18 protein-coding genes, 1 pseudogene and 3 riboswitches are annotated in these 22,913 nt (G+C 71.0%); of the genes and pseudogenes, 9 read left to right on the top strand and 10 right to left on the bottom strand.

Going from position 1 to position 22,913, the window contains the following annotated elements:
* Nucleotides 1-7: 7 nt before the first annotated feature.
* Genes M4V62_RS05275 through M4V62_RS05255 form a run of 5 tightly spaced genes read right to left on the bottom strand, consistent with a single transcriptional unit; the run spans nt 8 to nt 5,267 of the window.
* Complete coding sequence (locus tag M4V62_RS05275; protein WP_249586047.1) at nt 8-1,450, bottom strand: MFS transporter; 1,443 nt, start codon at nt 1,448-1,450, stop codon at nt 8-10.
* 13 nt (nt 1,451-1,463) lie between these two features.
* On the bottom strand, nt 1,464-1,919 hold the full coding sequence (locus tag M4V62_RS05270; RefSeq protein WP_249586046.1) for a MaoC family dehydratase: 456 nt from the start codon (nt 1,917-1,919) through the stop codon (nt 1,464-1,466).
* 15 nt (nt 1,920-1,934) lie between these two features.
* Nucleotides 1,935-3,455, bottom strand: coding sequence for an acyl-CoA synthetase (locus M4V62_RS05265; protein ID WP_249586045.1), 1,521 nt, complete (start codon nt 3,453-3,455; stop codon nt 1,935-1,937).
* 10 nt (nt 3,456-3,465) lie between these two features.
* Nucleotides 3,466-4,338, bottom strand: a complete 873-nt coding sequence (locus M4V62_RS05260; RefSeq protein WP_249592696.1) for an amidohydrolase family protein — start codon at nt 4,336-4,338, stop codon at nt 3,466-3,468.
* A 5-nt stretch (nt 4,339-4,343) separates the two neighbouring features.
* On the bottom strand, nt 4,344-5,267 hold the full coding sequence (locus M4V62_RS05255) for an SDR family NAD(P)-dependent oxidoreductase (RefSeq protein ID WP_283779147.1): 924 nt from the start codon (nt 5,265-5,267) through the stop codon (nt 4,344-4,346).
* A gap of 225 nt (nt 5,268-5,492) precedes the next feature.
* Between M4V62_RS05255 and M4V62_RS05250 the strand changes: the two genes are divergently transcribed.
* Complete coding sequence (locus M4V62_RS05250; protein ID WP_249586044.1) at nt 5,493-5,984, top strand: MarR family winged helix-turn-helix transcriptional regulator; 492 nt, start codon at nt 5,493-5,495, stop codon at nt 5,982-5,984.
* On the opposite strand, the pseudogene M4V62_RS05245 reads toward M4V62_RS05250, so the two are convergent.
* The 5 genes and pseudogenes from M4V62_RS05245 to aceA form a co-directional block, all read right to left on the bottom strand.
* Nucleotides 5,966-6,727: pseudogene (locus M4V62_RS05245) on the bottom strand (NACHT N-terminal helical domain 7-containing protein). The gene M4V62_RS05250 and the pseudogene M4V62_RS05245 overlap by 19 nt on opposite strands.
* Before the next feature lie 122 nt (nt 6,728-6,849).
* The gene (metE, locus tag M4V62_RS05235) at nt 6,850-9,171 is read right to left on the bottom strand and encodes a 5-methyltetrahydropteroyltriglutamate--homocysteine S-methyltransferase (protein WP_249586041.1); all 2,322 of its coding nucleotides are present in this window, start codon (nt 9,169-9,171) and stop codon (nt 6,850-6,852) included.
* Nucleotides 9,172-9,331: 160 nt separating this feature from the next.
* A riboswitch (cobalamin riboswitch) is annotated at nt 9,332-9,549 on the bottom strand.
* A 193-nt stretch (nt 9,550-9,742) separates the two neighbouring features.
* Nucleotides 9,743-10,612: a 3-hydroxybutyryl-CoA dehydrogenase gene (locus M4V62_RS05230; RefSeq protein WP_249586040.1), complete on the bottom strand. Its 870-nt coding sequence runs from the start codon at nt 10,610-10,612 to the stop codon at nt 9,743-9,745.
* On the bottom strand, nt 10,609-12,201 hold the full coding sequence (gene aceB / locus M4V62_RS05225) for a malate synthase A (protein ID WP_249586039.1): 1,593 nt from the start codon (nt 12,199-12,201) through the stop codon (nt 10,609-10,611). Before aceB ends, M4V62_RS05230 begins: the two co-directional genes overlap by 4 nt.
* A gap of 123 nt (nt 12,202-12,324) precedes the next feature.
* Nucleotides 12,325-13,614, bottom strand: coding sequence for an isocitrate lyase (gene aceA, locus M4V62_RS05220; protein WP_249586038.1), 1,290 nt, complete (start codon nt 13,612-13,614; stop codon nt 12,325-12,327).
* A gap of 381 nt (nt 13,615-13,995) precedes the next feature.
* Between aceA and M4V62_RS05215 the strand changes: the two genes are divergently transcribed.
* The 8 genes from M4V62_RS05215 to M4V62_RS05180 all read left to right on the top strand — a co-directional run bounded on the left by M4V62_RS05215 (nt 13,996) and on the right by M4V62_RS05180 (nt 22,908).
* Nucleotides 13,996-15,414: a short-chain fatty acyl-CoA regulator family protein gene (locus tag M4V62_RS05215; RefSeq protein ID WP_249586037.1), complete on the top strand. Its 1,419-nt coding sequence runs from the start codon at nt 13,996-13,998 to the stop codon at nt 15,412-15,414.
* A 63-nt stretch (nt 15,415-15,477) separates the two neighbouring features.
* A riboswitch (cobalamin riboswitch) is annotated at nt 15,478-15,648 on the top strand.
* A gap of 243 nt (nt 15,649-15,891) precedes the next feature.
* Nucleotides 15,892-17,391, top strand: a complete 1,500-nt coding sequence (locus tag M4V62_RS05210; RefSeq protein WP_249586036.1) for a CoA-acylating methylmalonate-semialdehyde dehydrogenase — start codon at nt 15,892-15,894, stop codon at nt 17,389-17,391.
* A gap of 5 nt (nt 17,392-17,396) precedes the next feature.
* Nucleotides 17,397-18,545 carry an acyl-CoA dehydrogenase family protein gene (locus M4V62_RS05205; RefSeq protein ID WP_249586035.1) on the top strand — a complete coding sequence of 383 codons (1,149 nt, stop codon included), beginning with the start codon at nt 17,397-17,399 and terminating at the stop codon, nt 18,543-18,545.
* Nucleotides 18,542-19,609, top strand: a complete 1,068-nt coding sequence (locus tag M4V62_RS05200; protein WP_249586034.1) for an enoyl-CoA hydratase/isomerase family protein — start codon at nt 18,542-18,544, stop codon at nt 19,607-19,609. Before M4V62_RS05205 ends, M4V62_RS05200 begins: the two co-directional genes overlap by 4 nt.
* A gap of 38 nt (nt 19,610-19,647) precedes the next feature.
* Nucleotides 19,648-20,523 (top strand): 3-hydroxyisobutyrate dehydrogenase, encoded by an 876-nt coding sequence (mmsB, locus tag M4V62_RS05195; RefSeq protein ID WP_249592694.1) that lies wholly within the window; start codon nt 19,648-19,650, stop codon nt 20,521-20,523.
* Nucleotides 20,520-21,356, top strand: coding sequence for an enoyl-CoA hydratase (locus M4V62_RS05190; RefSeq protein WP_249586033.1), 837 nt, complete (start codon nt 20,520-20,522; stop codon nt 21,354-21,356). Before mmsB ends, M4V62_RS05190 begins: the two co-directional genes overlap by 4 nt.
* Before the next feature lie 160 nt (nt 21,357-21,516).
* A riboswitch (cobalamin riboswitch) is annotated at nt 21,517-21,700 on the top strand.
* 30 nt (nt 21,701-21,730) lie between these two features.
* Entirely contained in the window at nt 21,731-22,504 is a 774-nt protein-coding gene (locus M4V62_RS05185; RefSeq protein WP_249586032.1) for an energy-coupling factor ABC transporter permease, read from the top strand.
* Nucleotides 22,504-22,908, top strand: coding sequence for an energy-coupling factor ABC transporter substrate-binding protein (locus tag M4V62_RS05180; RefSeq protein ID WP_249586031.1), 405 nt, complete (start codon nt 22,504-22,506; stop codon nt 22,906-22,908). Before M4V62_RS05185 ends, M4V62_RS05180 begins: the two co-directional genes overlap by 1 nt.
* Nucleotides 22,909-22,913 lie beyond the last annotated feature (5 nt).

Raw genomic sequence — 22,913 nt, 5'->3', positions numbered from 1 at the left:
GTGCGTGTCATGCGGAGTCTCCTCGTACGGAGGGCGCGGAGGATGCGGAGGAAGCAGAGGATGCGGAGGAAGCAGAGGACGCGAGAGGCGTGGTGGCCTGCACGGCGAGGTCGTCCGCATGGGTCTCCTTCACCCGCCAGACGGCCAGTGCCGTGATCGCACCCCCGGCCGTGAGCAGCAGGGCGACGGCGTCGCTGGAGTCGTAGGCGGTGAGCAGGCCGCTGGCGATCAGCGGAGAGAAACCGGCGCCGAGCAGCGTCGCCGTCTGGTAGCCGAGCGAGGCGCCGGTGTAGCGCACCCGGGTCGAGAACATCTCGCTGAACAGGGCGCCCAACGGCCCGTACATCACGGACTGGGCGATCCCGTGCCCGATCACGCAGGCCAGGATCAGCAGGCCCGGCCGGTGGCTGTCCACGAGCGCGAAGACCGGGAAGGCGGTGGCCGCCGACAGCAGGGCTCCGGCCAGGACAAGGGGGCGGCGCCCGAAGCGGTCGGAGAGAAGGTTCGCGCACGGCAGCACCACGAGGGCCACGCAGGAGGCGACGGTGACCGCGGTGAGCACCTGCGGGCGCGTGTATCCCTCGTCGACCGCGTACGAGATCATGAAGCTCGTCATCAGCGCCTGCGCGGTGAACGGGCCGATCCCGACCGCCGAGGCGAGCAGCACCGGGCGTGGCGCGCGCAGGACTTCGAGCAGCGGCATCCGCGCTCGCTCCCGCCGCTGCGAGAGCGAGGCGAAGAGCGGGCTCTCGGCGACCTTGAGGCGGATGTAGAGGCCCGCGCCGAGCAGCAGGACGGAGAGCAGGAAGGGCACTCGCCAGCCCCAGGCCCGGAAGTCGTCGTCGGGCAGGGTGCTGACCAGGGCGACGACCCCGGTGGACAGGACCGTGCCCAGCGGGGCGCCGAGCTGCGTGAAGCTGGTCCACAGTCCGCGCGGTCGGTCGCCCGCGTGCTCGGCGACCATGAGCGTGGCGCCGCCCCATTCACCGCCGATCGCGATGCCCTGCACGACGCGGAGCAGGACGAGAAGGACGGGCGCCCAGACGCCGATCGCGTCGTACGTGGGAAGGAGGCCGATGAGGAAGCTGCCCGCGCCCATCAGGACCATGGTCAGGAGCATCATCGACTTGCGGCCGAGCCGGTCTCCGAAGTGGCCGAAGACGATGCCGCCGAGGGGGCGGGCGAGGTAGCCCGCGGCGAACGTGCCGAAGGCGGCCACCGTGCCCACCGCCGGGTCGGCGTCGGGGAAGAAGAGGTCGCCGAAGACGAGTGCGGCGACGGTGCCGTACACGAGGAAGTCGTAGAACTCGATCGCCGTGCCGAGCAGTCCGGACAGGGCGACGCGGCGCAGTTGCCCGGATCCCTCTCCGGACCTCTCCTCGGATCCCTCTCCGGATCTCTCCCCGGGTCCTGCCTTCGAGTTCGTGCTTCCGTCGGGTGGGTGCGTCATGGCGTCGGGCTCCTCAGGCGTAGAAGCGGGACAGGCTGCGCAGGACACAGGCCGGCTTGTCGCCGCCCTCGATCTCGACGGTGCCGTCGACCGCGATCTGCACTCCGCCCCGCACCTCGTCGACGGAGGCGAGCGTGGCGCGCAGACGTATCCGGGAACCCGCCTTCACGGGGGAGGGGAAACGCACCCTGTCCAGGCCGTAGTTGACCTTCGTGGTGACGCCCTGGACATCGAGGAGATCGGTGAAGAGCGGGATGAAGAGGGACAGGGTGAGGTAGCCGTGCGCGATCGGTGCCCCGAAGGGCCCCTGTGCGGCCTTCTCGGGGTCGGTGTGGATCCACTGGTGGTCGTCGGTCGCGTCGGCGAAGGTGTCGATGCGGCCTTGGTCGACCTCCAGCCAGTCGGTGACGCCGAGTTCGCTTCCGGCGAGGGCGTGCAGGTCGTCAAGTCCCTTGGCAGTGACGGTCATTGGGGCGCTTCTCCTTCACGAGTGGGTGCCTGAAGCGTCTCCGCCGTGGTCGCGGCGCAGGCTGGGCTTGTGGAGCTTCCCGGAGGCGGTGCGCGGCAGTTCGCGCACGCACACCACCGACTTGGGGATCTTGTACTTGGCGAGCCGCCCGGACAGGAAGCCGCGTACGTCGTCCGGGGCGGGGGCCGCGCCATCGCGGGGCACGACGACGGCGCGCGGCACTTCGCCCCAGCGCACGTCCGGCACGCCGATGACGGCGCACTCCACCACGTCGGGGTGGGCGAGGAGCGCGCTCTCGACCTCGGCGGGGTAGATGTTCTCGCCGCCGGAGATGATCACGTCCTTGAGGCGGTCGGCGATGGTGACGAAGCCGTCGGGGTCCACCCGTGCCGCGTCGCCGGTGCGGAACCATCCGTCGGCGAAGGAAGCGGCGGTCTCGTCGGGCAACTGCCAGTACCCGGCCATGACATGAGGGCCGCGCACCAGGATCTCGCCGGTCTCTCCGGTGGCCGCGGGGCCGAGATCGGGGCGTACGACGCGTACGTCGGTGAAGAAGTGCGGCACCCCGGCCGAGCCCGCCTTGCGCTCTGCGTGCTCGGCGTCGAGATAGAGCACGCCGGGCGCGGCCTCCGTCATCCCGTACCCCTGCTGGAAGGCGAGACCGCGCTGGGCGTACGCCTCGATCAGCGGCTCGGGAACGGGTGCCCCGCCGCACATCAGGATCCGCAGCGAGGACAGGTCGGCCGCACGCCAGCGCGGCTCGCGGGTGAGGCGCTCGTACATCGTGGGCACCCCGAACATCGCGCTGACGCCGTGCTGTTCGACGATCCCGAGAGCCTCGGCCGGGTCGAAGGACGCGACCAGTACGCAGTGGCCGCCCTTGAGGAGCACGGGAAGGGTGAGCATGCCGAGTGCCGCGGCGTGGAAGAGCGGTGCGGAGACCAGGGCGACGGTGTCGGCGGTGAGGTCGGCGTCGACGAGGACGTTGACGGCGTTCCAGGTGAGGTTGGCGTGGGTGAGCATGGCGCCCTTGGGGCGGCCCGTGGTGCCGGAGGTGTACATCAGAAGGCACACGTCGTCGGCGCCGACCGCCTCGTCAAGCGGATCCTCGACGGAGCGTCCGATCAACTCCTCGTACGCCGCGCCCACGTCGACGCAGAGATCCACGTGTCCTGCCTGCCGCAGCTCCGCCACGACAGTGGTGTGCGCGGGGGAGTGGATCAGTGTGCGGGCGCCCGCGTCGGTCAGTTGGTACGCGAGCTCGGGCGCGGTCAGACGGGTGTTGAGCGGCACGAAGACCGCGCCGAGTGCGCCGGTCGCGAAGAAGGTCTCCAGGAAGGCGGGGTGGTTGGGCCCGAGGTGGGCGACCCGGTCGCCGCGCCGGACGCCCCGGGCCCGCAGGGCGTGCGCGAGCCGCAGGACGCGGGAGTGCAGGGCGGCGTACGTGGTGGTGCGGCCCTCGTGGGTGAGGGCGGTGCGGTGCGGGGTCTTGCGGGCCCGGCGCACGGGCCAGGAGCCGAGTCCTTCGTTGCGCATGGCGCCCCCTCTACTTGAGCCCGAGCAGACGGGCGGCGTTCTCCTTGAGGATCTTGGGGCGGACCTCGTCCTTGATCGCCAGCTTCGCGAAGTCGGCGAGCCAGCGGTCGGGCGTGAGGACGGGGAAGTCGGAGCCGAAGAGGACCTTGTCCTTGAGCAAGGTGTTGGCGTAATGCACGAGTTGGGGAGGGAAGTACTTCGGTGACCACCCCGACAGGTCGATGTGCACGCCCGGCTTGTGCGTGGCGACGGCGAGGGCCTCGTCCTGCCAGGGGAAGGACGGGTGCGCGAGGATGATCTTCAGATGCGGGAAGTCGGCGGCGACGTCGTCGACGTGCATCGGATTCGAGTACTTCAGCCGGATCCCGCCGCCTCCCGGCACGCCCGCGCCGATGCCGGTCTGCCCGGTGTGGAAGAGGGCGACGCAGCCGGTCTCCTCGACGACCTCGTACAACGCGTAGGCGAGAGAACGGTCGTTGGGGAAGAAGCCCTGAATGCTGGGATGGAACTTGAAGCCCTTCACGCCGTACTCCTCCACGAGCCGGCGGGCCTGCCGCACGCCCGCCTTCCCCCGGAACGGGTCGACGGACGCGAACGGGATGAGCACATCCGGGTGGGCGGCGGCGGCCTCGGCGACCTCCTCGTTCGGGACGGGCGCGGTGCCGGTGGCGGACTCGGCGTCCACGGTGAAGACGACGGCCGCCATCTTGCGCTCGCGGTAGTAGGCGGCCATCTCCTGGAGGGTGGGCCTGCGCTTGCGGGCCTCGACCTTGAAGTACGCGCTGGAGGCGGCGTCGAGGTCCTCGTCGAGCGAGGCGTGCCCCTGGGACGAGACCTCGGCGTGCGTGTGGACGTCGATGGCGGTGAGCTCGGAGAGGTCCAACTCCCTCACGCCCCAGGGATCTTGGGTGCGGGGATACCGACCGTCTCCGGGGCGCTGCCCACCGACGTGTGCCACGCGGCGGCGATCGTCCGAGGAGTCCAGCCGCCGTCCGCGTACGCCACGGAGGCTTCCCGCGGATGCGACCACAGGGTGAGCCGGTCGCCGCCGATGCCGACGCACTGCCCGGTCACGTCGCGGGCGAGGGCCGAGGCGAGGAAGGGGACCAGCGCGGCGCAGTCGTCGGCCGACCCGAACCCCTCGCCCTTGCGGAGGAAGTCCGGCAGCGGCTGCCCCTCCCTCATGGCCGCGACGTGAGGCGCGAAGGCGGGGATGGTCTCGGTCATCGCGGTGGCGGCCACCGGCACGATCGCGTTGACGGTGATCTCGGCCCTGGCCAGCTCCATCGACCAGGTGCGCACCATGGCCGCGATCCCGGCCTTGGCGGCGGCGTAGTTGGTCTGCCCGAAGTTGCCGCGCTGCCCGGCGGGGGAGCCGACCAGGATCAGGCTGCCGCCCTCGCCCTGCTCCCGCATGCGTACGGCGGCGGCGCGGGCGCAGGTGAAGGTGCCCCGCAGATGGGTGGTGACGACCGCGTCGAAGTCCTCGTCGGACATCTTCCACAGGACCCGGTCGCGCAGGATCCCGGCGTTGGTCACCATCACGTCGAGCCGCCCGAACTCCTCGACGGCACGGGCGACAAGGCGCTCGGCGGCCTCGGTGCTGCCGACCGCGGCGACCTCCGCGACGGCGCGCCCGCCCGCTTCGGCGATGGTCTTGACGGCGTGGTCGGCAGCCTCCGCGTCGACGTCGTTGACGACCACCGAGGCCCCGGCGCGAGCGAGGGCAAGGGCGTAGGCGAGGCCGAGTCCGCGCCCCGATCCCGTGACGACGGCGACCTTGCCGCGCAGATCCACGGCGTATGAGTCCAGCACTGGAAAACCCCTTCAACAGGCAGCGAAAAGAGATGGGTTGGCGGGCCGGGGGAACACGACTCCGGTCGGCATCGGCCCGCAGAAAGGAAGCTAAGACAAACCATTGTTGTCGTCAATGATTGTTTCCAACATCGAAGATGCGGCATGCTGGACACTGTCAGCGACGATCGCCGCGACGACCGCCGTACGCCTGCCAAGCACCGATCAGGGAGAGCGCCCCTCATGACCAGCCGGAAGACCACTGCCGAGCCCGTGGAGAAAGGGTCCGTCGACGAGGGGGCACCCTGGATGCGGGGCCTCCACGCGGATGCGGGCTATCTGCTCTACCGCCTCGGCCTGCGCTCGGGGCAGCTCTTCAACGCGGCACTCCAGAGATCAGGCCTCCGCCTGCGTCACTACGCGCTGCTGCGCTACCTGGCCACCGTGGAGGGCGCGGCGCAACGCGAACTGAGCCAGGAGCTCGGCTACGACCCCAGCGCGATCGTCGGCCTGGTGGACGACCTGGAGCGCCTCGGCTTCGTCGAGCGCCGCCCGGCGCCGGACGACCGCCGCCGCCGGATCGTCGCGCTCGCCCCGGCGGGCCGCGGCTTCCTGCGGGAGTCGGACGAGGTGGCCCGGGGGGTCACTGATGAGCTGCTGGCCCCGCTTGACGCGGAGGAGCGGGAGAGGCTGCATGTGTTGTTGTCTCGGGTGGCTCATGCGGGTGGGGAGTGAGGGGCGTGCCCTTGTGGCCGGGCGGGGGTCAGTCCGGGTCGCCGAAGAGTGTGCGTGCGTGGCGGTCGAGTTCGCGGCCTGCGGTCTGGCCGGGGTGGTTGGTGCGTGCGCAGGTAGCGTTCGATGTAGACCTGGAATTCGGGCAGCGCTCCGGGCAGGCTGTGCAGCGCGACGGTGACCGCGGTGCGGTGCGGTGACGAGGGCTCGGCCGGGTCGGGTCCCTGCTCCCGGGCGGCCCAGAGCTGGAGCAGGGCATGCGCTGCGGAGACGCATCGGTCGTCCCAGTAGCCGGTGAAGTTGCCGATGGCTCTGCCCAGTCCGGCATCGCACAGCGGCTCCAGAGCGTGCTGCAGTACGTCGCGATCCCTGTCACAGAGCAGGAAGGTCTCCCTGCGCATCGGTGCGTGTTCGTGCCTCAACCAGGACATCCGGCCGCGTGCCTCGCTGTCCGGTGCTATGCCGTACGTCCAGTCGAAGTACGCGGCGAGGACCACGACGGCGTGTGCCGCGGCAAGGCGCTGTGTGCGGTCGAACCGGCCGAGGCCGCGGGACCGTTCCGCGAGGCCGGAGACCAGCGACTGACTCAGCCGCGCCAGCTAGCCCCGCGCGTCGAACAGGCTCAGCGCAAGCGCGGACCCGCCGCCGGTGGCCATCAGGAGCGCCCCGCCCGTCAGCCGGTCGAGGGCCGCGAGCGCGGGGCTCTGCGCCCCGCCCAGCAGCCGCACCGCATCCGCGTAACTCATCCCCTGGACACCGGCGCCCTCCCAGCTCCGTGACGGAACGGCCAGCGTGTCCATCATGGCGCCGGACGAGGGCACGGGCGGCCATTCGGCATCAAATGGCCGCCCCGGCAGGCGCGTTCGGATCAGGAACCCGCGGGCAGCTCCGCCCTCACCTCGCGCGCGGCGGCGACCAGGTTCTCCAGGGAGGCCTTGGTCTCGGGCCAGCCGCGGGTCTTGAGGCCGCAGTCGGGGTTGACCCAGAGCCGCTCGGCGGGGATGGCCTCAAGTCCCTTGCGCAGCAGGGTCGCTGCCTCCTCCGTGCTCGGTACGCGGGGGGAGTGGATGTCGTAGACGCCGGGGCCCGCCTCGCGCGGGTATCCGTGCTCGGCCAGTTCGCGGGCCACCTGCATGTGCGAGCGGGCGGCTTCCAGGCTGATGACGTCGGCGTCGAGGTCGTCGATGGCCTGGACGATGTCGCCGAACTCCGCGTAGCACATGTGCGTGTGGATCTGCGTGTCCGGGCGTACGCCGCTGGTGGTGAGGCGGAAGGATTCCGTGGCCCAGTCCAGGTAGGCCGGGTGGTCGGCGGCGCGCAGCGGCAGCGTCTCGCGCAGCGCGGGCTCGTCCACCTGGATGGCCGAAGTGCCCGCCGCCTCCAGGTCGTTGACCTCGTCGCGCAGGGCGAGCGCGACCTGGCGGGCCGTGTCGCCGAGCGGCTGGTCGTCACGGACGAAGGACCAGGCGAGCATGGTGACGGGACCGGTGAGCATGCCCTTGACGGGGCGGTCGGTGAGGGAGTTGGCGTACGAGGTCCACCGCACCGTCATCGGCTCGGGCCGTGAGATGTCGCCGGCCAGGACCGGCGGGCGCACATAGCGGGTGCCGTACGACTGGACCCAGCCGTGCTGCGTGGCGAGGTAGCCGGTGAGCTGCTCGGCGAAGTACTGCACCATGTCGTTGCGTTCGGGCTCGCCGTGCACCAGGACGTCGATGCCCGCCTTCTCCTGGAAGGCGAGGACCTCGCGGATCTCGTTCTTGATGCGCTCCTCGTAGCCGGACGTGTCGAGACGGCCCGCACGCAAGTCGGCGCGTGCCGTGCGCAGTTCGGTGGTCTGGGGGAAGGAGCCGATGGTGGTCGTGGGCAGCTGCGGAAGGCCGAGCCGGGTCCGCTGGGCCGCCGCACGCTCCGGGTAGGCGTGGGCGCGGCGGGCGTCGGCGCCGGTGATCGCGGCGACGCGGGAGCGTACGGCCGGGTCGTGGGTGAGGGCCGAGCCCGAGCGGGACGCCAGGCCGGCGCGGTTGGCGGACAGTTCGGCCGTGATGGCGCCCGTGCCCTGGGCCAGGCCGCGGGCCAGCGTGGCGATCTCGGCGGTCTTCTGGTGGGCGAAGGCCAGCCAGCGGGCGATCTGCGGGTCGATGTCCCGTTCGGCGGTGGCGTCCAGCGGGACGTGAAGCAGGGAGCAGGACGCGGAGACGTCGACCCGGTCTGCGAGGCCCAGAAGCGTGCCCAGTGTGCTGAGGGACTTCTCCAGGTCGTTGATCCAGATGTTGCGGCCGTTGACGACGCCCGCGACCAGACGCTTGCCGGGCAGCCCGCCGACGGCGGCGAGATCCTCCAGCTGGCTCGCGGCAGCCTCGGTGAAGTCCAGGGCGAGGCCCTCGACCGGCGCCTTGGCGAGCACCGGAAGCGCGTCGCCGAGCCTGCCGAAGTACGAGCCGACGACGAGCTGAGGGCGGTCGGTGAGCGCACCGAGATCGCGGTAGGCGCGGGTGGCGGCGTTGAGCTCGGCCGGGGTGCGGTCCTGGACCAGGGCGGGCTCGTCGAGCTGCACCCACTCGGCGCCCGCGGCGCGCAGGTCGGCGAGGACCTCGGCGTAGACGGGCAGCAGGCGGTCCAGGAGGGTGAGCGGCTCGAAGTCGGCGGCCACGCCGGGCGCGGGCTTGGCGAGCAGCAGATAGGTGACCGGGCCGACGAGCACCGGCCGGGCCACGAGGCCGAGCGCGATGGCCTCCGTCAGCTCGGCGACCTGCTTGGCGGAGTCGGCGGTGAAGACGGTGTCGGGGCCGAGCTCCGGCACGAGGTAGTGGTAGTTGGTGTCGAACCACTTGGTCATCTCAAGGGGCGCCACGTCCTGCGTGCCGCGAGCCATCGCGAAATAGCCGTCGAGCGCGTCGGTTTCGACGGCCTCGCGGTGCCGCTGGGGGACGGCGCCGACCATGACGCTGGTGTCCAGGACGTGGTCGTAGTACGAGAAGTCGCCGGTCGGCACTTCGTGGATGCCTGCGTCGGCCAGGTGCTGCCAGGTGGACCGGCGCAGTTGCGCCGCGGTGTCCCGGAGGGCGTCTGCGGTGACGCGGCCCTTCCAGTAACCCTCGACGGCCTTCTTCAGTTCCCGGTTGGGGCCCTGGCGGGGGTAGCCGTACACGGTGGCCCGTGCTGCCGCGGCTGCGGGCTTCGCTGTCACGGAAATCTCCTTCGCGAGATGACTCCTGAGATCCCGGGACGGGACACGGACGCGAAGGGATGACGAACCGGATGGACCGAACGCGTGCCCGCGGCACGGTGCTCCACCTGATCTGACGCCGACCCGCCCACGAGGTCACCGGGATGTCCGTACGTGAGGGGTCACGTACGGGCAACGGGCAGGTCTTCGGACTCGCGGGCACACCTGCCGAGGCAGGTTCCTACTGGCCGTCGCTTCCCGGATCCGCGCTCGGATCCAGTGCGTATGACGGCGGTCGTTCCCACTCACCGCTGCGGGGCAGTCCCGGATTCCCACCGGGTTCCCTCTTACGACGCGTCTGCCTGGCGGACAGGGCGAACCAGCTGCACAGGTCAGGCTAGAGGGTGTTCGGCCTCCTGGGCAGTACTGATCACATTTCGGACCGTGAGGTGAGACACGGACCCCACCCGGATCCACACGTGCGGGGACCTGGATCAGCACATGAGGGCGCGCGGAACAGATCACCACTCTGTTCCGCGCGCCCGCTCACAGCAGCCGCGGGCCCCTCGGCCCGGCGGCGGACCCGGGCCCCTCAGCCCCGGTCGTAGGTGTGGAACCCGCGGCCGCTCTTGCGGCCGAGCAGCCCCGCCTCCACCATGCGCTGGAGCAGCGGCGGCGGGGCGTACAGGGGTTCCTTGAACTCTTCGTAGAGCGATGCCGCGATGGAGGCGACCGTGTCGAGGCCGATCAGGTCCGCCAGCTTCAGCGGCCCCATCGGGTGGGCGCAGCCCAGCTCCATGCCCGCGTCCACGTCGGCGGGCGTGGCGAAGCCGGACTCGGTCATCCGGATCGCCGAGAGGAGGTAGGGGACGAGCAGCGCGTTCACGACGAAGCCCGCTCTGTCCTGGGACCGTACGACCGTCTTGCCCAGGGTGTGCGTGGCGAAGTCCTCGACGGCGGCGACGGTCCGTGCGGCCGTGTGCAGCGAGGACACGACCTCGACCAGGGGAAGCACGGGGGCGGGGTTGAAGAAGTGCAGCCCGAGGACACGGTCGGCACGCCGGGTCGCCATCCCCAGACGCATGACCGGGATGGAGGAGGTGTTGGTGGCCAGGATCGCTTCGGGGTCCTCGACGACCTTGTCCAGGGTGGTGAAGATCTCCGTCTTGGCCGCAGTGTCCTCCACGACGGCCTCGACGACGAGCTGGCGGTCGGCCAGGTCGTCGAGGCTGCCGGTGAAGACCATGCGGGCCAGCGCGTCCTCGGCGCCGATGCGGTCCAACTTGCCGCGCTGGACGGCGCGTTCGAGCGACACGGTGACCCGCTCGGCGGCGGCGCGTGCGGCGAGGGCGTCGGCCTCGCAGACCACGGTGTCCAGGCCGGCGCGGGCACACACCTCGGCGATCCCGGCGCCCATCTGGCCCCCGCCCACCACACCGACCCGCCGGATGGCCATGGTCATGACTGTCCCTCCGGGCGGCGCACGAGGTGACGGCTGTAGGCATCCGTGGTGAAGAACGCGGGCAACTCCCGTGCCAGGGCTGTCCGTTCGAAGAGGCCACGGACTTCGTCGAGAGGGGCCCACGGGTACTCCGCGCCCAGGGCGGCGAGCTCGTCCTCCACCAGTTCGAGGACCGTCGCGCGATCCACGACCCGGTGGCGCAGCCACTGCCAGATCTGCACCCGGGCGATCTCGGCGGTGGCGGCGTCCTCCATCAGCCCGTACAGGTCGACGGCTCCCTGCCCGTGCAGCCACGCGGCGAAGTAGCGCAGGGCGACAGCGATGTTGGTGCGTACGCCCTCGGACGTCGGTGGCGCGCTGATGCGGCGCACGGAGAGCAGCCGGGCCGCCGTCACCTCGACGTCGTCGCGGGTGCGGTCGATCTGATGCGGGCGCGTGTCGAGCACCCCGTCGAACACCGCGCGGCAGACGGGCACAAGGGCGGGGTGGGCGACCCAGGAGCCGTCGAAACCGTCCTCGGCCTCGCGCTCCTTGTCGAGCCGCACCGTGGCGAGGGCCGCCTGGTGGGCGTCCGGGTCCTTGCCGGGAACGTGGGCGGCCATGCCGCCGATGGCGTGGGCGCCGCGCTTGTGGCAGGTGCGGACGAGGAGTTCGGTGTACGCGCGCATGAAGGGGGCCGTCATGGTGACCTTCGCCCGGTCGGGCAGCAGGAAGTCGGTGCGGTGGCCGAAGGTCTTGATGAGGCTGAAGAGGTAGTCCCAGCGGCCCGCGTTGAGGCCGGAGCTGTGCTCGCGGAGCTCGTAGAGGATCTCCTCCATCTGGAAGGCCGCCGTGATGGTCTCGATCAGGACGGTGGCGCGGATCGTGCCGCGGGGGATGCCGAGGAGGTCCTGGGCGAGCACGAACACGTCGTTCCACAGCCGGGCCTCGTCGCGGTTCTCCAGCTTCGGAAGGTAGAAGTACGGGCCGTGTCCGGCGTCGATCTGCCGCTGGGCGCAGTGGAAGAAGTAGAGCCCGAAGTCCACGAGCGATGCGGGCGCGGGCCGCCCGTCGATCAGCAGGTGCTCCTCGGTCAGGTGCCAGCCGCGCGGGCGGACGACGATGGTCGCGACCTGCTCGCCGAGCCGGTAACGCTTGCCCTCCGGTGTGCTGAAGTCGATCCTGCGCTCGATGGCGTCGAGCAGGTTCAGGTGACCGCCGACGATGTTGTCCCAGGTGGGCGAGGTGGCGTCCTCGAAGTCCGCCATCCACACCTGCGCACCGGAGTTGAGGGCGTTGACCGCCATGCCGCGCTCCGGCGGTCCCGTGATCTCCACGCGGCGGTCGGTCAGGCCGGGCGCGGGGGGCGCCACCTGCCAGGAGTCGTCCGCCCGTATGCGGGCAGTGGCGATGGAGAAGTCGAGCGGGGAGCCGGAAGCGAGGCGGGCCGCCACCCGCATGCGCTCCTTGAGGATCTCCAGGCGGCGTTCGGCGAAGGCGTCGACGAGTCGGCCGACGAACTCCAGGGCCTCGGGGGTGAGGATCTCGTCGTGCCGGTCGGCCGGTGAGCCGAGGACCCGGGCACGGCGGGTCGGAGCGGAGAGGGGCATGCGGTCTCCTCAACAGGGGGGTACGGATCTACGGGACGGTGGAGGCCCCGTAAGGGGCGCGGGGAGCTGCGCGCCAAGCCCCCACCGGCCCGCGGATGAGATGGCGGTGATCCAGTGAAGCGTCTAGTGGAACTGCTCTTCCTCGGTGGAACCGGACAGCGCCGTCGTCGAGGAGGCGGGGTTGACGGCGGTGGACACCTGGTCGAAGTAGCCGGTGCCGACCTCGCGCTGGTGCCTGACGGCGGTGAAGCCCTGCGCCTGCGCGGCGAACTCGCGCTCCTGGAGGTCGACATAGGCGGTCATGCCGTGCTCGGCGTAGCCGCGGGCCAGGTCGAACATGCCGTGGTTGAGGGAGTGGAAGCCGGCCAGGGTGATGAACTGGAAGCGGTAGCCCATGGCGCCCAGCTCGCGCTGGAACTTGGCGATCTGGTCGTCGTCCAGGGCGGCACGCCAGTTGAACGAGGGCGAGCAGTTGTAGGCGAGCATCTGGTCGGGGTGCTCGGCGTGGATGGCCTCGGCGAACTCACGGGCCTGCGCGAGGTCAGGGGTGCCGGTCTCGACCCAGATGAGGTCCGCGTACGGGGCGTAGGCGAGGCCGCGGGCGATGACGGGCGCCATGCCGTTCTGCACCCGGTAGAAGCCCTCGGCGGTGCGCTCGCCCGTGACGAACCGCGCGTCGCGCTCGTCGACATCGCTGGTCAGCAGGTTCGCCGCGAGGGCGTCGGTGCGGGCCACGATCAGCGTCGGCACATCGGCGATGTCGGCGGCCAGGCGGGCGGCGTTGAGGGTGCGGATGTGCTGGCCGGTGGGCACGAGGACCTTTCCGCCCAGGTGGCCGCACTTCTTCTCGGAGGCCAGCTGGTCCTCGTAGTGGATACCGGCGGCGCCCGCGGCGATCATCGCCTTGGTCAGCTCGAAGGCGTTGAGCGGTCCGCCGAAGCCCGCCTCGGCGTCGGCGACGATCGGCGCGAGCCAGTCGGTGGTGTCCTCGCCGCCCTCGGCGGTGGCGATCTGGTCGGCGCGCAGCAGCGCGTTGTTGATCCGACGGATCACCTGCGGCACCGAGTTGGCCGGGTAGAGCGACTGGTCGGGGTAGGTGTGCCCGGCCTGGTTGGCGTCGGCGGCCACCTGCCAGCCGGACAGGTAGATCGCCTGAAGGCCGGCCTTGACCTGCTGGACCGCCTGGCCGCCGGTCAGGGCGCCGAGCGCGTGGATGTAGTCCTGCTCGTGCAGCTGCCGCCACAGCCGCTCGGCGCCGCGCCGGGCGAGGGTGTGCTCCTCGCGGACGCTGCCGGAGAGCCTGACCACGTCGTCGGCGGTGTAGGTGCGCTCGATCCCGTTCCAGCGGGCGTCGGTAGCCCACCGCTGAGCAAGCTCCTGGGCCGTTGCCGTCGTCGTCCCTGCCTGTGCCATGACCGTCTCCTGGGAACTCGTGAACTAAGGAAATCGTGAACTGTGCGAATCAATGGCACAGAGTGCCGGACGTATTGAGAGTGCGGCCCGCCAGCTCCGTGGTGAGCGATCCGAGCAATGCCGCCGAGCCGGGCGGAAGGGTCGGGATCACCGACGTCAGGGCATTGAGTCGTGCCCCGTTTCCGATCCGCCCGACGGAGTCCGGCGGGCCGCGGTACGACTCTGGCATCGGCACTCAGTGCCAACAAGCGGGGAAAGATGCCAAGTTCTGCGCATCTTCCTTCGCCGTTTTGCCAATCTTGTTAAGCCCGCAGTTCTCGTCCGCGTGGCTACCATCACGGGCAGTGCCGACGATCGTGACCGGACGGGCAGGAGCCACGGGTGAGCAAGACGTACGCGGGAACGCGGCTGCGACGGCTGCGGGAGGAGCGCCGCATGAGCCAGGCCGACCTGGCCCGTGCCCTGGCCATCTCGCCGAGCTATCTGAACCAGATGGAACACGACTCCCGGCCGCTGACCGTGCCCGTGCTGCTGCGGCTCACGGAGGCGTTCGGCGTCGACCCGGGCTTCTTCTCCGCGCGCGACACCAGCCGTCTGGTGGCCGACCTGCGGGACGCCCTGACCGGCGAGGTCTCGGCGGGCCGGGTGTCCGCCTCCGACCTCTCGGACCTGGCATCGCGCATGCCCGCAGTGGCGACGGTCCTGGTGGACCTCGGCCGCCGGAACCAGCACCTCACCGAACAGCTCTCCGAGGCCGCGGAGGGGCGCGGTCCGGCAGCGGTGGCGCAGCCCCGTTCCGCGCACGAGGAGATCCGCGAGTTCTTCTACCGGCGCCAGAACTACCTGCACGACATCGATCTCGCCGCCGAACAGTTCGCAGCCGAGATCGGTGTACGTCCCGGTGAGGTCGTACGCGCCCTGTCCGCGCGCCTCGCCGAGCGCCACGGGGTGCGCCTGGCCGCGGACGCCGACCGACTCCTGCACCACTACGACCCGACGGCCCGGGTCCTGCACCTCTCCAACCGGCTGCGCCCCGGCCAGCAGGCGTTCCGGATGGCCACCCAGCTCGCGCTCCTGGAGTACGCGGACGAGGTCTCCGCCCTCGCGTCGGAGGACTTCGGTCAGGAGGCCGCGGCCTGGCCGCTGGCCCGCATCGGGATCGCCAACTACTTCGCGGCCGCGCTGATCCTGCCCTACCGCCGCTTCCACGCGGCCGCGGAGGAGTTCCGCTACGACATCGAGCGGCTCACCGACCATTTCGGCCTGGGCTACGAGACGATCTGCCACCGGCTCAGCACCCTGCAGCGCTCCCGGCTGCGCGGCGTGCCCTTCTCCTTCGTCCGGGTCGACCGGGCGGGCAACATGTCGAAGCGGCAGTCCGCCACCGCGTTCCACTTCTCCCGCGCGGGCGGCACCTGCCCGCTGTGGAACGTGTACGAGGCGTTCGCCGCGCCCGGCCGCATCCATGTCCAGGTCGCGTCCATGCCGGACGGCCAGCGTTTCCTGTGGACCGCCCGTGCGGTCACCCGGCACCGCGGCGGCTGGGGCGAGCCCGGCAAGACGTTCGCCATCGGCCTCGGCTGCGAGATCCGCCACGCCGCACGGCTCGTCTACTCGGACGGCCTCGACCTCGACAGCGCCTCGTCCGCCGTGCCCATCGGCATGGGCTGCCGCCTGTGCGAACGCACCGACTGCCCCCAGCGGGCGGTTCCCCCGCTGGACCGGCGCCTCGCGATCGACGAGAACAGCAGCACCTTCGTGCCCTACCCCGTGGCCGGGGAGGAGGCGCGCGCCGACTGAGGGGCGGGCCGACTGAGGGGCGGGCCGAGGGGGGTGGACTTACTAGGACGTCCAACTATATGTTCGTGGCACAAGGTCCGCGGTGCAGGGAAGTCGGTGTGAATCCGGCACGGTCCCGCCACTGTGACCGGGGAGTGTGCTGTCATCCACACGCCACTGGCGAGGTCTGCCGGGAAGGCGGGCGGCGCGCGCAGATCCGGGAGTCAGGATACCGGCCGCGGAATGTTCCGTGTTGTCCACGAGGATGGAGCAGACACGCATGGCACCGGTCCGTACCCACGACCCTGGTGATCCGGCGGAGCGCACGCAACTCAGCACGCGCTCATAGGACTTCGCGACCCCAGGCGGTCCCGATCCACGCCTGACGGTCCCGACGTCCGCTGTCCCACGGCTCGCACCGGCAGCGCACACACCCGTGCGCCCCGCCGGCGGCTCGCCGTGCCGTCCCCGGATCTCACCTGACGAGAGCAGGCACCCATGGTCCGTGAACTCACCCATTTCATCGGCGGCAAGCACACCGCCGGCACGTCGGGCCTCTTCGGCGACGTGTACGACCCCAACACCGGCACCGTCCAGGCCCGCGTACCGCTCGCGGGGCGGGCCGACACCGAGACGGCGATCGCCGACGCGGTCACCGCCCAGCGGGAGTGGGGCAGTTGGAACCCACAGCGTCGCGCCCGTGTCCTGCTGCGCTTCCTCCAGCTCGTCGAAGCGGAACGCGACTCCCTGGCACGGATGCTGTCCGCCGAGCACGGCAAGACCGTGGCCGACGCGCACGGCGACCTCCAACGCGGCCTGGAAGTCGTGGAGTTCGCCGCGGGAATCCCTCATCTGCTCAAGGGCGAGTTCACCGACAACGCGGGCACCGGGATCGACGTGCACTCGCTGCGCTCCCCGATCGGTGTGGTCGCCGGGATCACCCCGTTCAACTTCCCCGCGATGATCCCGCTGTGGAAGGCCGCGCCCGCGCTCGCCTGCGGCAACGCCTTCATCCTGAAGCCGTCCGAGCGCGACCCGTCCGTGCCCCTGCGCCTCGCCGAACTGTTACTGGAGGCCGGTCTGCCGCCCGGCGTCCTGAACGTCGTCAACGGTGGCAAGGAGGCGGTCGACACGCTCCTGGAGGACCCCCGGGTCGGCGCGCTCGGCTTCGTCGGCTCCACGCCGATCGCTGCGCACATCTACGCCACCGCGGCCGCGCACGGCAAGCGTGCCCAGTGCTTCGGCGGCGCCAAGAACCACATGATCGTCATGCCGGACGCCGACCTCGACCAGGCCGTCGACGCGCTCATCGGCGCCGGATACGGCTCGGCGGGCGAGCGCTGCATGGCCATCTCGGTGGCCGTGCCCGTCGGCGAGGAGACCGCCGACCGGCTGGTCGCCGCACTCAAGGAACGCATCGGCACGCTGCGCATCGGCCGCAGCGACGATCCGGAAGCCGACTTCGGCCCGCTGGTGAGCAGGGACGCACGCGACCGGGTCCGTCGCTACGTGGACATCGGCGTCAACGAAGGAGCCGAACTCGTCGTCGACGGGCGGCAATTCACCCTGGCGGACCACGAGAACGGCTTCTTCGCCGGAGCCTCGCTCTTCGACCGGGTCAGCCCGCGGATGCGGATCTACCGCGAGGAGATCTTCGGCCCCGTCCTGTGCGTCGTACGGGCCGCCGACTACGAGCAGGCCCTGCGCCTGCCCAGCGAGCACCCGTACGGAAACGGGGTCGCGATCTTCACCAGGGACGGCGACACCGCCCGCGACTTCACCCGCCGGGTCGACACCGGAATGGTCGGCGTCAACGTCCCCATCCCGGTCCCCGTGGCCTACCACACCTTCGGCGGCTGGAAGCGCTCCGGCTTCGGCGACCTCAACCAGCACGGCCCGGACGCCATCCGCTTCTACACCCGCACCAAGACCGTCACCTCGCGCTGGCCCTCGGGGGCCAGGGAAGGCGCGAGCTTCACCCTGCCCACCATGGGATGAGCGCCATGACCACCACCTCGCTCAGCCAGGACCAACAGGCCCTCGTCGAGACCACGCTCGACTTCGCGGAGGACCATCTGGCCCCCCGCGCCGTGCAGTGGGACCAGGACAAGCACTTCCCCCTCGACGTACTGCGCAAGGCGGCCGGGCTCGGGCTCGGCGGCGTGTACGTACGGGAGGACGCGGGCGGCAGCGGTCTGACCCGGGCCGACGGTGTCCTCGTCTTCGAGGCACTCGCCTCCGGCTGCCCGTCCATCGCGGGCTACCTCTCCATCCACAACATGGTCGCCTGGATGATCGACACCTACGGCGACCAGGAGCAACGGGCACGGTGGCTGCCCCGCCTGTGCTCCATGGACGATCTCGGCAGCTACTGCCTCACCGAACCGGGCGCCGGATCGGATGCCGGTTCCCTGCGCACCCGGGCCGTGCGCGACGGCGACGACTATGTCCTGAGCGGGGTCAAGCAGTTCATCTCCGGTGCGGGCGCCGCGCAGGTGTACGTCGTCATGGCGCGCACCGACGCAGAAGGGCCCCGCGGGATCTCCGCGTTCGTCGTCGAACGAGACGATCCCGGGCTCTCGTTCGGCCCCAACGAGAAGAAGATGGGCTGGAACGCCCAGCCCACCCGGCAGGTCGTCCTCGACGGCGTGCGGGTGCCCGCCGACCGGCTGCTCGGCCCTGTGGGCGACGGCTTCCGCATCGCCATGAGCGGCCTGAACGGCGGCAGGCTCGGCATCGCCGCCTGCTCCCTGGGCGGCGCCCGCAGCGCCCTCAACAAGAGCCTGTCGTACCTCGCCGACCGGGAGGCCTTCGGCGCCCGGCTCCTCGACGCGCAGGGCCTGCAGTTCCGCCTCGCCGACATGGCGACCGAACTCGCCGCCGCCCGCGCCCTGGTCCACCAGGCCGCCCAGGCCCTGGACCGCCGGGACCCACAGGCGCCGCAGCTGTGCGCGATGGCCAAACGCTTCGCCACCGACACCGGCTACTCCGTCGCCGATCGTGCCCTGCAACTCCACGGAGGCTACGGCTACTTGAACGAGTACGGCATCGAGAAGATCGTCCGCGACCTCCGCGTCCACCAGATCCTGGAAGGAACCAACGAGATCATGCGCGTCATCGTGGCCCGAGGCCTGACGGAGCCGCTGCGGTGACCGCGGCCGAGGACTTCGTCCTGCTCCGTACCGAGGGCCACGCGGCCCACCTCACGCTCAACCGGCCCCAGGCCCTCAACGCCCTCACTCACGCCATGGTGCGGCGCGTCGACGAGGCGCTCACCGCCTGGGAGGACGACCCGGACGTACAGACCGTGATCATCCAAGGCGCGGGCGGACGCGGCCTGTGCGCGGGCGGCGACATCCGCTCCATCTACGAGGACGCGCGCGCCGGGACGACCGCATCCGCCGACTTCTGGCGCGACGAGTACCGGCTCAACGCCCGCATCGCCCGCTACCCCAAGCCGTACGTCGCCCTGATGGACGGGATCGTGATGGGCGGCGGCGTCGGTGTCTCCGCGCACGGCGACGTCCGCATCGTCACCGAGCGCTCCCGCATCGCGATGCCGGAGACCGGCATCGGCTTCGCGCCCGATGTGGGCGGCACCTACCTGCTGGCCCTCGCGCCCGGTGAACTGGGCACCCATCTGGCGCTCACCGGCGCACAGATCGGCGCGGGCGACGCCTTGCTCTGCGGGCTCGCCGACCATTTCGTGCCCAGCGGGGACCTGCCCCGGCTCCTCGACGACCTCGCCGCGCGACCGGTGTGGGACGCGCTCCGGCCTTACGTGCGCCAGGTGCCGCACGGTGAGCTGGCCGGGCATCGCTCCTGGATCGACGACTGCTACGCCGCCGGCACGGTGGAGGAGATCTTCGCCCGGCTGCGCGGCCATGGAGCACGCGCCGCCGCGGAGGCGGCCGACACCCTCGCCGCCAAGTCGCCCACCGCCCTGAAGGTCACGCTCGCCGCACTGCGCTGCGCACGGCGGCTCGGCCCGTTGGAGCGCGTCCTGGAGCAGGAGTACCGGATCTCCTGCGCCGCGCTCGCCTCGCACGACCTGGCCGAGGGGATCCGCGCCCAGGTCATCGACAAGGACCGCAGCCCCCGCTGGGCCCCGGCCACCCTGGCCGAGGTCGGCGGCGCGGACGTGGAGCGCTACTTCGCCCCGCCCGCCGGAGGCGAACTCGACCTGGCCTCGGCCCCACAGGAGGTGGCGTGGTGAACGGCAAGCGCACGATCGGATTCATCGGCCTAGGTCACATGGGCGGTCCGATGGCCGCCAACCTCGCCGGGGCGGGGCATCGCGTCCTCGGCCACGACCTGATGCCCGACCTGCTCACCGCGGCCGTCGAGAACGGCGTGGAGGCGGCCGGATCATCGGCACGGGCCGCAGCGGCGGCGGACGTGGTGATCACCATGCTGCCCGCGGGACGGCACGTGCTCGGCCTCTACCGCGAGGAGGGGCTCCTGGCCGCCGCGCGGCCGGGCACGCTGTTCATCGACTGCTCGACCATCGACGTGGCCGACGCGCGCAGCGCGCACGAGGCTGCGGTCGCGGCCGGGATGCGGACGCTGGACGCCCCGGTCTCCGGGGGAGTGGTGGGCGCCGAGGCCGGCACGCTCACCTTCATGGCGGGCGGCGGCGAAGCCGAGTTCGCCGAGGCCGAGCCGCTCCTGACGGTCATGGGCAGGAAGGCGGTGCACTGCGGCGGGCCCGGCGCGGGTCAGGCCGCGAAGATCTGCAACAACATGATCCTCGGGGTCTCGATGATCGCGGTGAGCGAGGCGTTCGTACTCGGCGAGAGCCTCGGCCTCTCCCCTCAGGCCCTGTTCGACGTGGCGTCGACCGCGTCCGGCCAGTGCTGGGCCCTGACCGTCAACTGTCCGGTGCCGGGCCCCGTCCCGGGCAGCCCCGCCAACCGCGACTACCGCCCCGGGTTCGCCGCCCCGCTGATGGCCAAGGACCTCGGCCTGGCGGCCAACGCCCTTGCAGCCAGTGGGATCGACGCCCAACTCGGCCTCAAGGCGGCTGAGTTGTACGCCACTTACGCGCAGGGAGCCGGAGCGGACCAGGACTTCTCCGGGATCGTCAACACCATCAGGCACCACAAGGCAGGGGACGGGGACGACGCATGACCACGGAGACCACGGAGACCACGGAGACCGCGGAGACCGCGGAGACGGCTGAGGCCACGGAGTCGTACGAGACGATCCGCATCGAGCGGAAAGGCCGCACCGCGCTGCTCACGCTCGACCGCCCCAAGTCCCTGAACGCACTCAACCTCCAAGTGATGAACGAGATCGTCGCCGCGACGGCTGACCTGGACCGGGACCCGGGCATCGGCTGCATCGTCCTCACCGGATCACCGAAGGCGTTCGCCGCCGGGGCCGACATCAAGGAGATGCGGCCCCAGAGCTACATGGACATGTACCTCAGCGACTGGTTCACCGCCTGGGACCGGCTCGGGGCGCTGCGCACGCCGACGGTCGCGGCCGTCTCTGGTTACGCGCTCGGCGGAGGCTGCGAGCTGGCCATGCTGTGCGACATCCTGCTGGCCGCCGACACCGCCGTGTTCGGACAGCCCGAGATCAAACTGGGCGTCATCCCCGGCATCGGCGGCTCGCAGCGGCTGACCCGAGCGGTGGGGAAGGCCAAGGCCATGGAGATGTGTCTGACCGGCAGGACCATGGACGCCGACGAGGCTGAGCGGGCCGGGCTCGTCTCCCGGGTGGTGCCCGCCGGTGATCTCGTCGGCGAGGCACTCGCCGTCGCCGAGACCGTCGCGGGGATGTCCCTGCCCGTCGCGATGATGGCGAAGGAGGCGGTGTCACGCGCCTTCGAGACGACCCTCGCGGAGGGCGTCCGCTTCGAACGCCGCCTTTTCCACGCCGTGTTCGCGACCGCGGACCAGAAGGAGGGGATGGCCGCCTTCGTCGAGAAGCGACAGCCCGGCTTCACGCACTCTTGACCCTCCACCCGCTCCCCGACGCCCGAAGAAGGCGTGGCGCGCGCCAGGTGTGCACGCACCGGGCACAGGGGCTGACCAGGGGCGTACGCCCTGGTCGTGTGCGCTCGCGCGTGCCACAGCTGCGGTGGTCCCGCAAGTTGTCAGGAATCTCGGTCGCGCACTAAGGTCACCACGCCTTGGTGAACGGGAAATCCGGTGTGATGCCGGTGCGGCCCTCGCCACTGTGATCGGGAAGTCCGGCTCCAGCCCTCGCGGCAGCCACTGGGTGCTCACGCACCCGGGAAGGCGGAGTCCGGTCGGTACGACCCGTCAGCCAGGAGACCGGCCAAGGCACGTTGTCCATCCACGAGGTGCTGGAGAGGGTCTGCTTAGCCATGCACATAGCCGAGGGTTTCCTCCCACCGGCGCACGCGATCGCCTGGGGCGTAGCGTCCGCGCCGTTCGTCGTCCACGGAGTCCGCTCCCTGACCCGTGAGGTCAAGGAGCACCCGGAGAGCACCCTGCTCCTGGGAGCCTCCGGTGCCTTCACATTTGTCCTTTCCGCACTCAAAATCCCTTCCGTCACGGGCAGTTGCTCGCACCCGACGGGAACCGGGCTCGGCGCGATCCTGTTCCGGCCGCCGATCATGACGGTGCTCGGCACCATCACCCTGCTGTTCCAGGCCCTGCTGCTCGCCCACGGCGGGCTCACCACGCTCGGCGCCAACGTGTTCTCCATGGCGATCGTCGGGCCATGGGCCGGATACGCCGTCTACCGGCTCCTGAAGCGGTACGACGTGCCGCTCATGGTCGCCGTGTTCTTCGGCGCGTTCGTCGCCGACCTGTCCACGTACTGCGTCACCAGCGTCCAGCTGGCCATGGCGTTCCCCGACCCCAGCAGCGGATTCATCGGCGCCCTGGGCAAGTTCGGCGGCATCTTCGCCGTCACGCAGATCCCCCTGGCCGTCAGCGAGGGACTGCTCACCGTCATCGTGATGCGGCTGCTCGTGCAGTCCAGCAAGGGTGAGCTGACGCGGCTCGGCGTGCTCCTCCAGGGCAAGCGGTCGGCCACCAAGGCGACGGAGACGGCGACGACGGAGAAGACCGCGACGACGGAGGAGACCGCGGCGACGGAGAAGACGACGACGGAGACGGGGGCCAGCGCCTGATGAGCCGGAACGCGAAGATCAACACTCTGCTGCTCCTCATCGTCGCCGCGCTCGCGGTACTGCCGTTGGCGCTCGGTCTCGGCGACGACGAGAAGGAGCCGTTCGCCGGGGCCGACGCCCAGGCCGAGACCGCGATCACCGAGATCAATCCGGACTACGAACCCTGGTTCTCGCCGCTGTACGAACCCCCCTCCGGGGAGGTCGAGTCGGCGCTCTTCGCCCTGCAGGCGGCGCTGGGCGCGGGCGTCCTCGCGTACTACTTCGGTCTGCGCAAGGGACGCAGGCAGGGCGCGGAGATCGCACGGTCGCAGGAGGCACCCGCACCCGCACCCGCCCCCGCATCCGCCCCCACGGAGCAGACAACCGATGCGGAGGGCGCCCGGCCAGAGACCGAGCAGGTCTGACCCGG

Origin of the sequence: Streptomyces durmitorensis (assembly GCF_023498005.1) — a bacterium.
Lineage (GTDB): Bacteria > Actinomycetota > Actinomycetes > Streptomycetales > Streptomycetaceae > Streptomyces > Streptomyces durmitorensis.
The sequence above is the reverse complement of the archived record's forward strand: the minus strand, read 5'-3'. Positions and strand labels throughout refer to the sequence as shown.

Excerpts from the sequence above, each read along its gene's own strand:
- M4V62_RS05275 (WP_249586047.1), bottom strand. The coding sequence starts at position 1,450 with ATGACGCACCCACCCGACGGAAGCACGAACTCGAAGGCAGGACCCGGG.
- M4V62_RS05270 (WP_249586046.1), bottom strand. The coding sequence starts at position 1,919 with ATGACCGTCACTGCCAAGGGACTTGACGACCTGCACGCCCTCGCCGGA.
- M4V62_RS05265 (WP_249586045.1), bottom strand. The coding sequence starts at position 3,455 with ATGCGCAACGAAGGACTCGGCTCCTGGCCCGTGCGCCGGGCCCGCAAG.
- M4V62_RS05250 (WP_249586044.1), top strand. The coding sequence starts at position 5,493 with ATGACCAGCCGGAAGACCACTGCCGAGCCCGTGGAGAAAGGGTCCGTC.
- M4V62_RS05230 (WP_249586040.1), bottom strand. The coding sequence starts at position 10,612 with ATGACCATGGCCATCCGGCGGGTCGGTGTGGTGGGCGGGGGCCAGATG.
- aceB (WP_249586039.1), bottom strand. The coding sequence starts at position 12,201 with ATGCCCCTCTCCGCTCCGACCCGCCGTGCCCGGGTCCTCGGCTCACCG.
- aceA (WP_249586038.1), bottom strand. The coding sequence starts at position 13,614 with ATGGCACAGGCAGGGACGACGACGGCAACGGCCCAGGAGCTTGCTCAG.
- M4V62_RS05210 (WP_249586036.1), top strand. The coding sequence starts at position 15,892 with ATGGTCCGTGAACTCACCCATTTCATCGGCGGCAAGCACACCGCCGGC.
- M4V62_RS05205 (WP_249586035.1), top strand. The coding sequence starts at position 17,397 with ATGACCACCACCTCGCTCAGCCAGGACCAACAGGCCCTCGTCGAGACC.
- mmsB (WP_249592694.1), top strand. The coding sequence starts at position 19,648 with ATGGGCGGTCCGATGGCCGCCAACCTCGCCGGGGCGGGGCATCGCGTC.
- M4V62_RS05190 (WP_249586033.1), top strand. The coding sequence starts at position 20,520 with ATGACCACGGAGACCACGGAGACCACGGAGACCGCGGAGACCGCGGAG.
- M4V62_RS05185 (WP_249586032.1), top strand. The coding sequence starts at position 21,731 with ATGCACATAGCCGAGGGTTTCCTCCCACCGGCGCACGCGATCGCCTGG.
- M4V62_RS05180 (WP_249586031.1), top strand. The coding sequence starts at position 22,504 with ATGAGCCGGAACGCGAAGATCAACACTCTGCTGCTCCTCATCGTCGCC.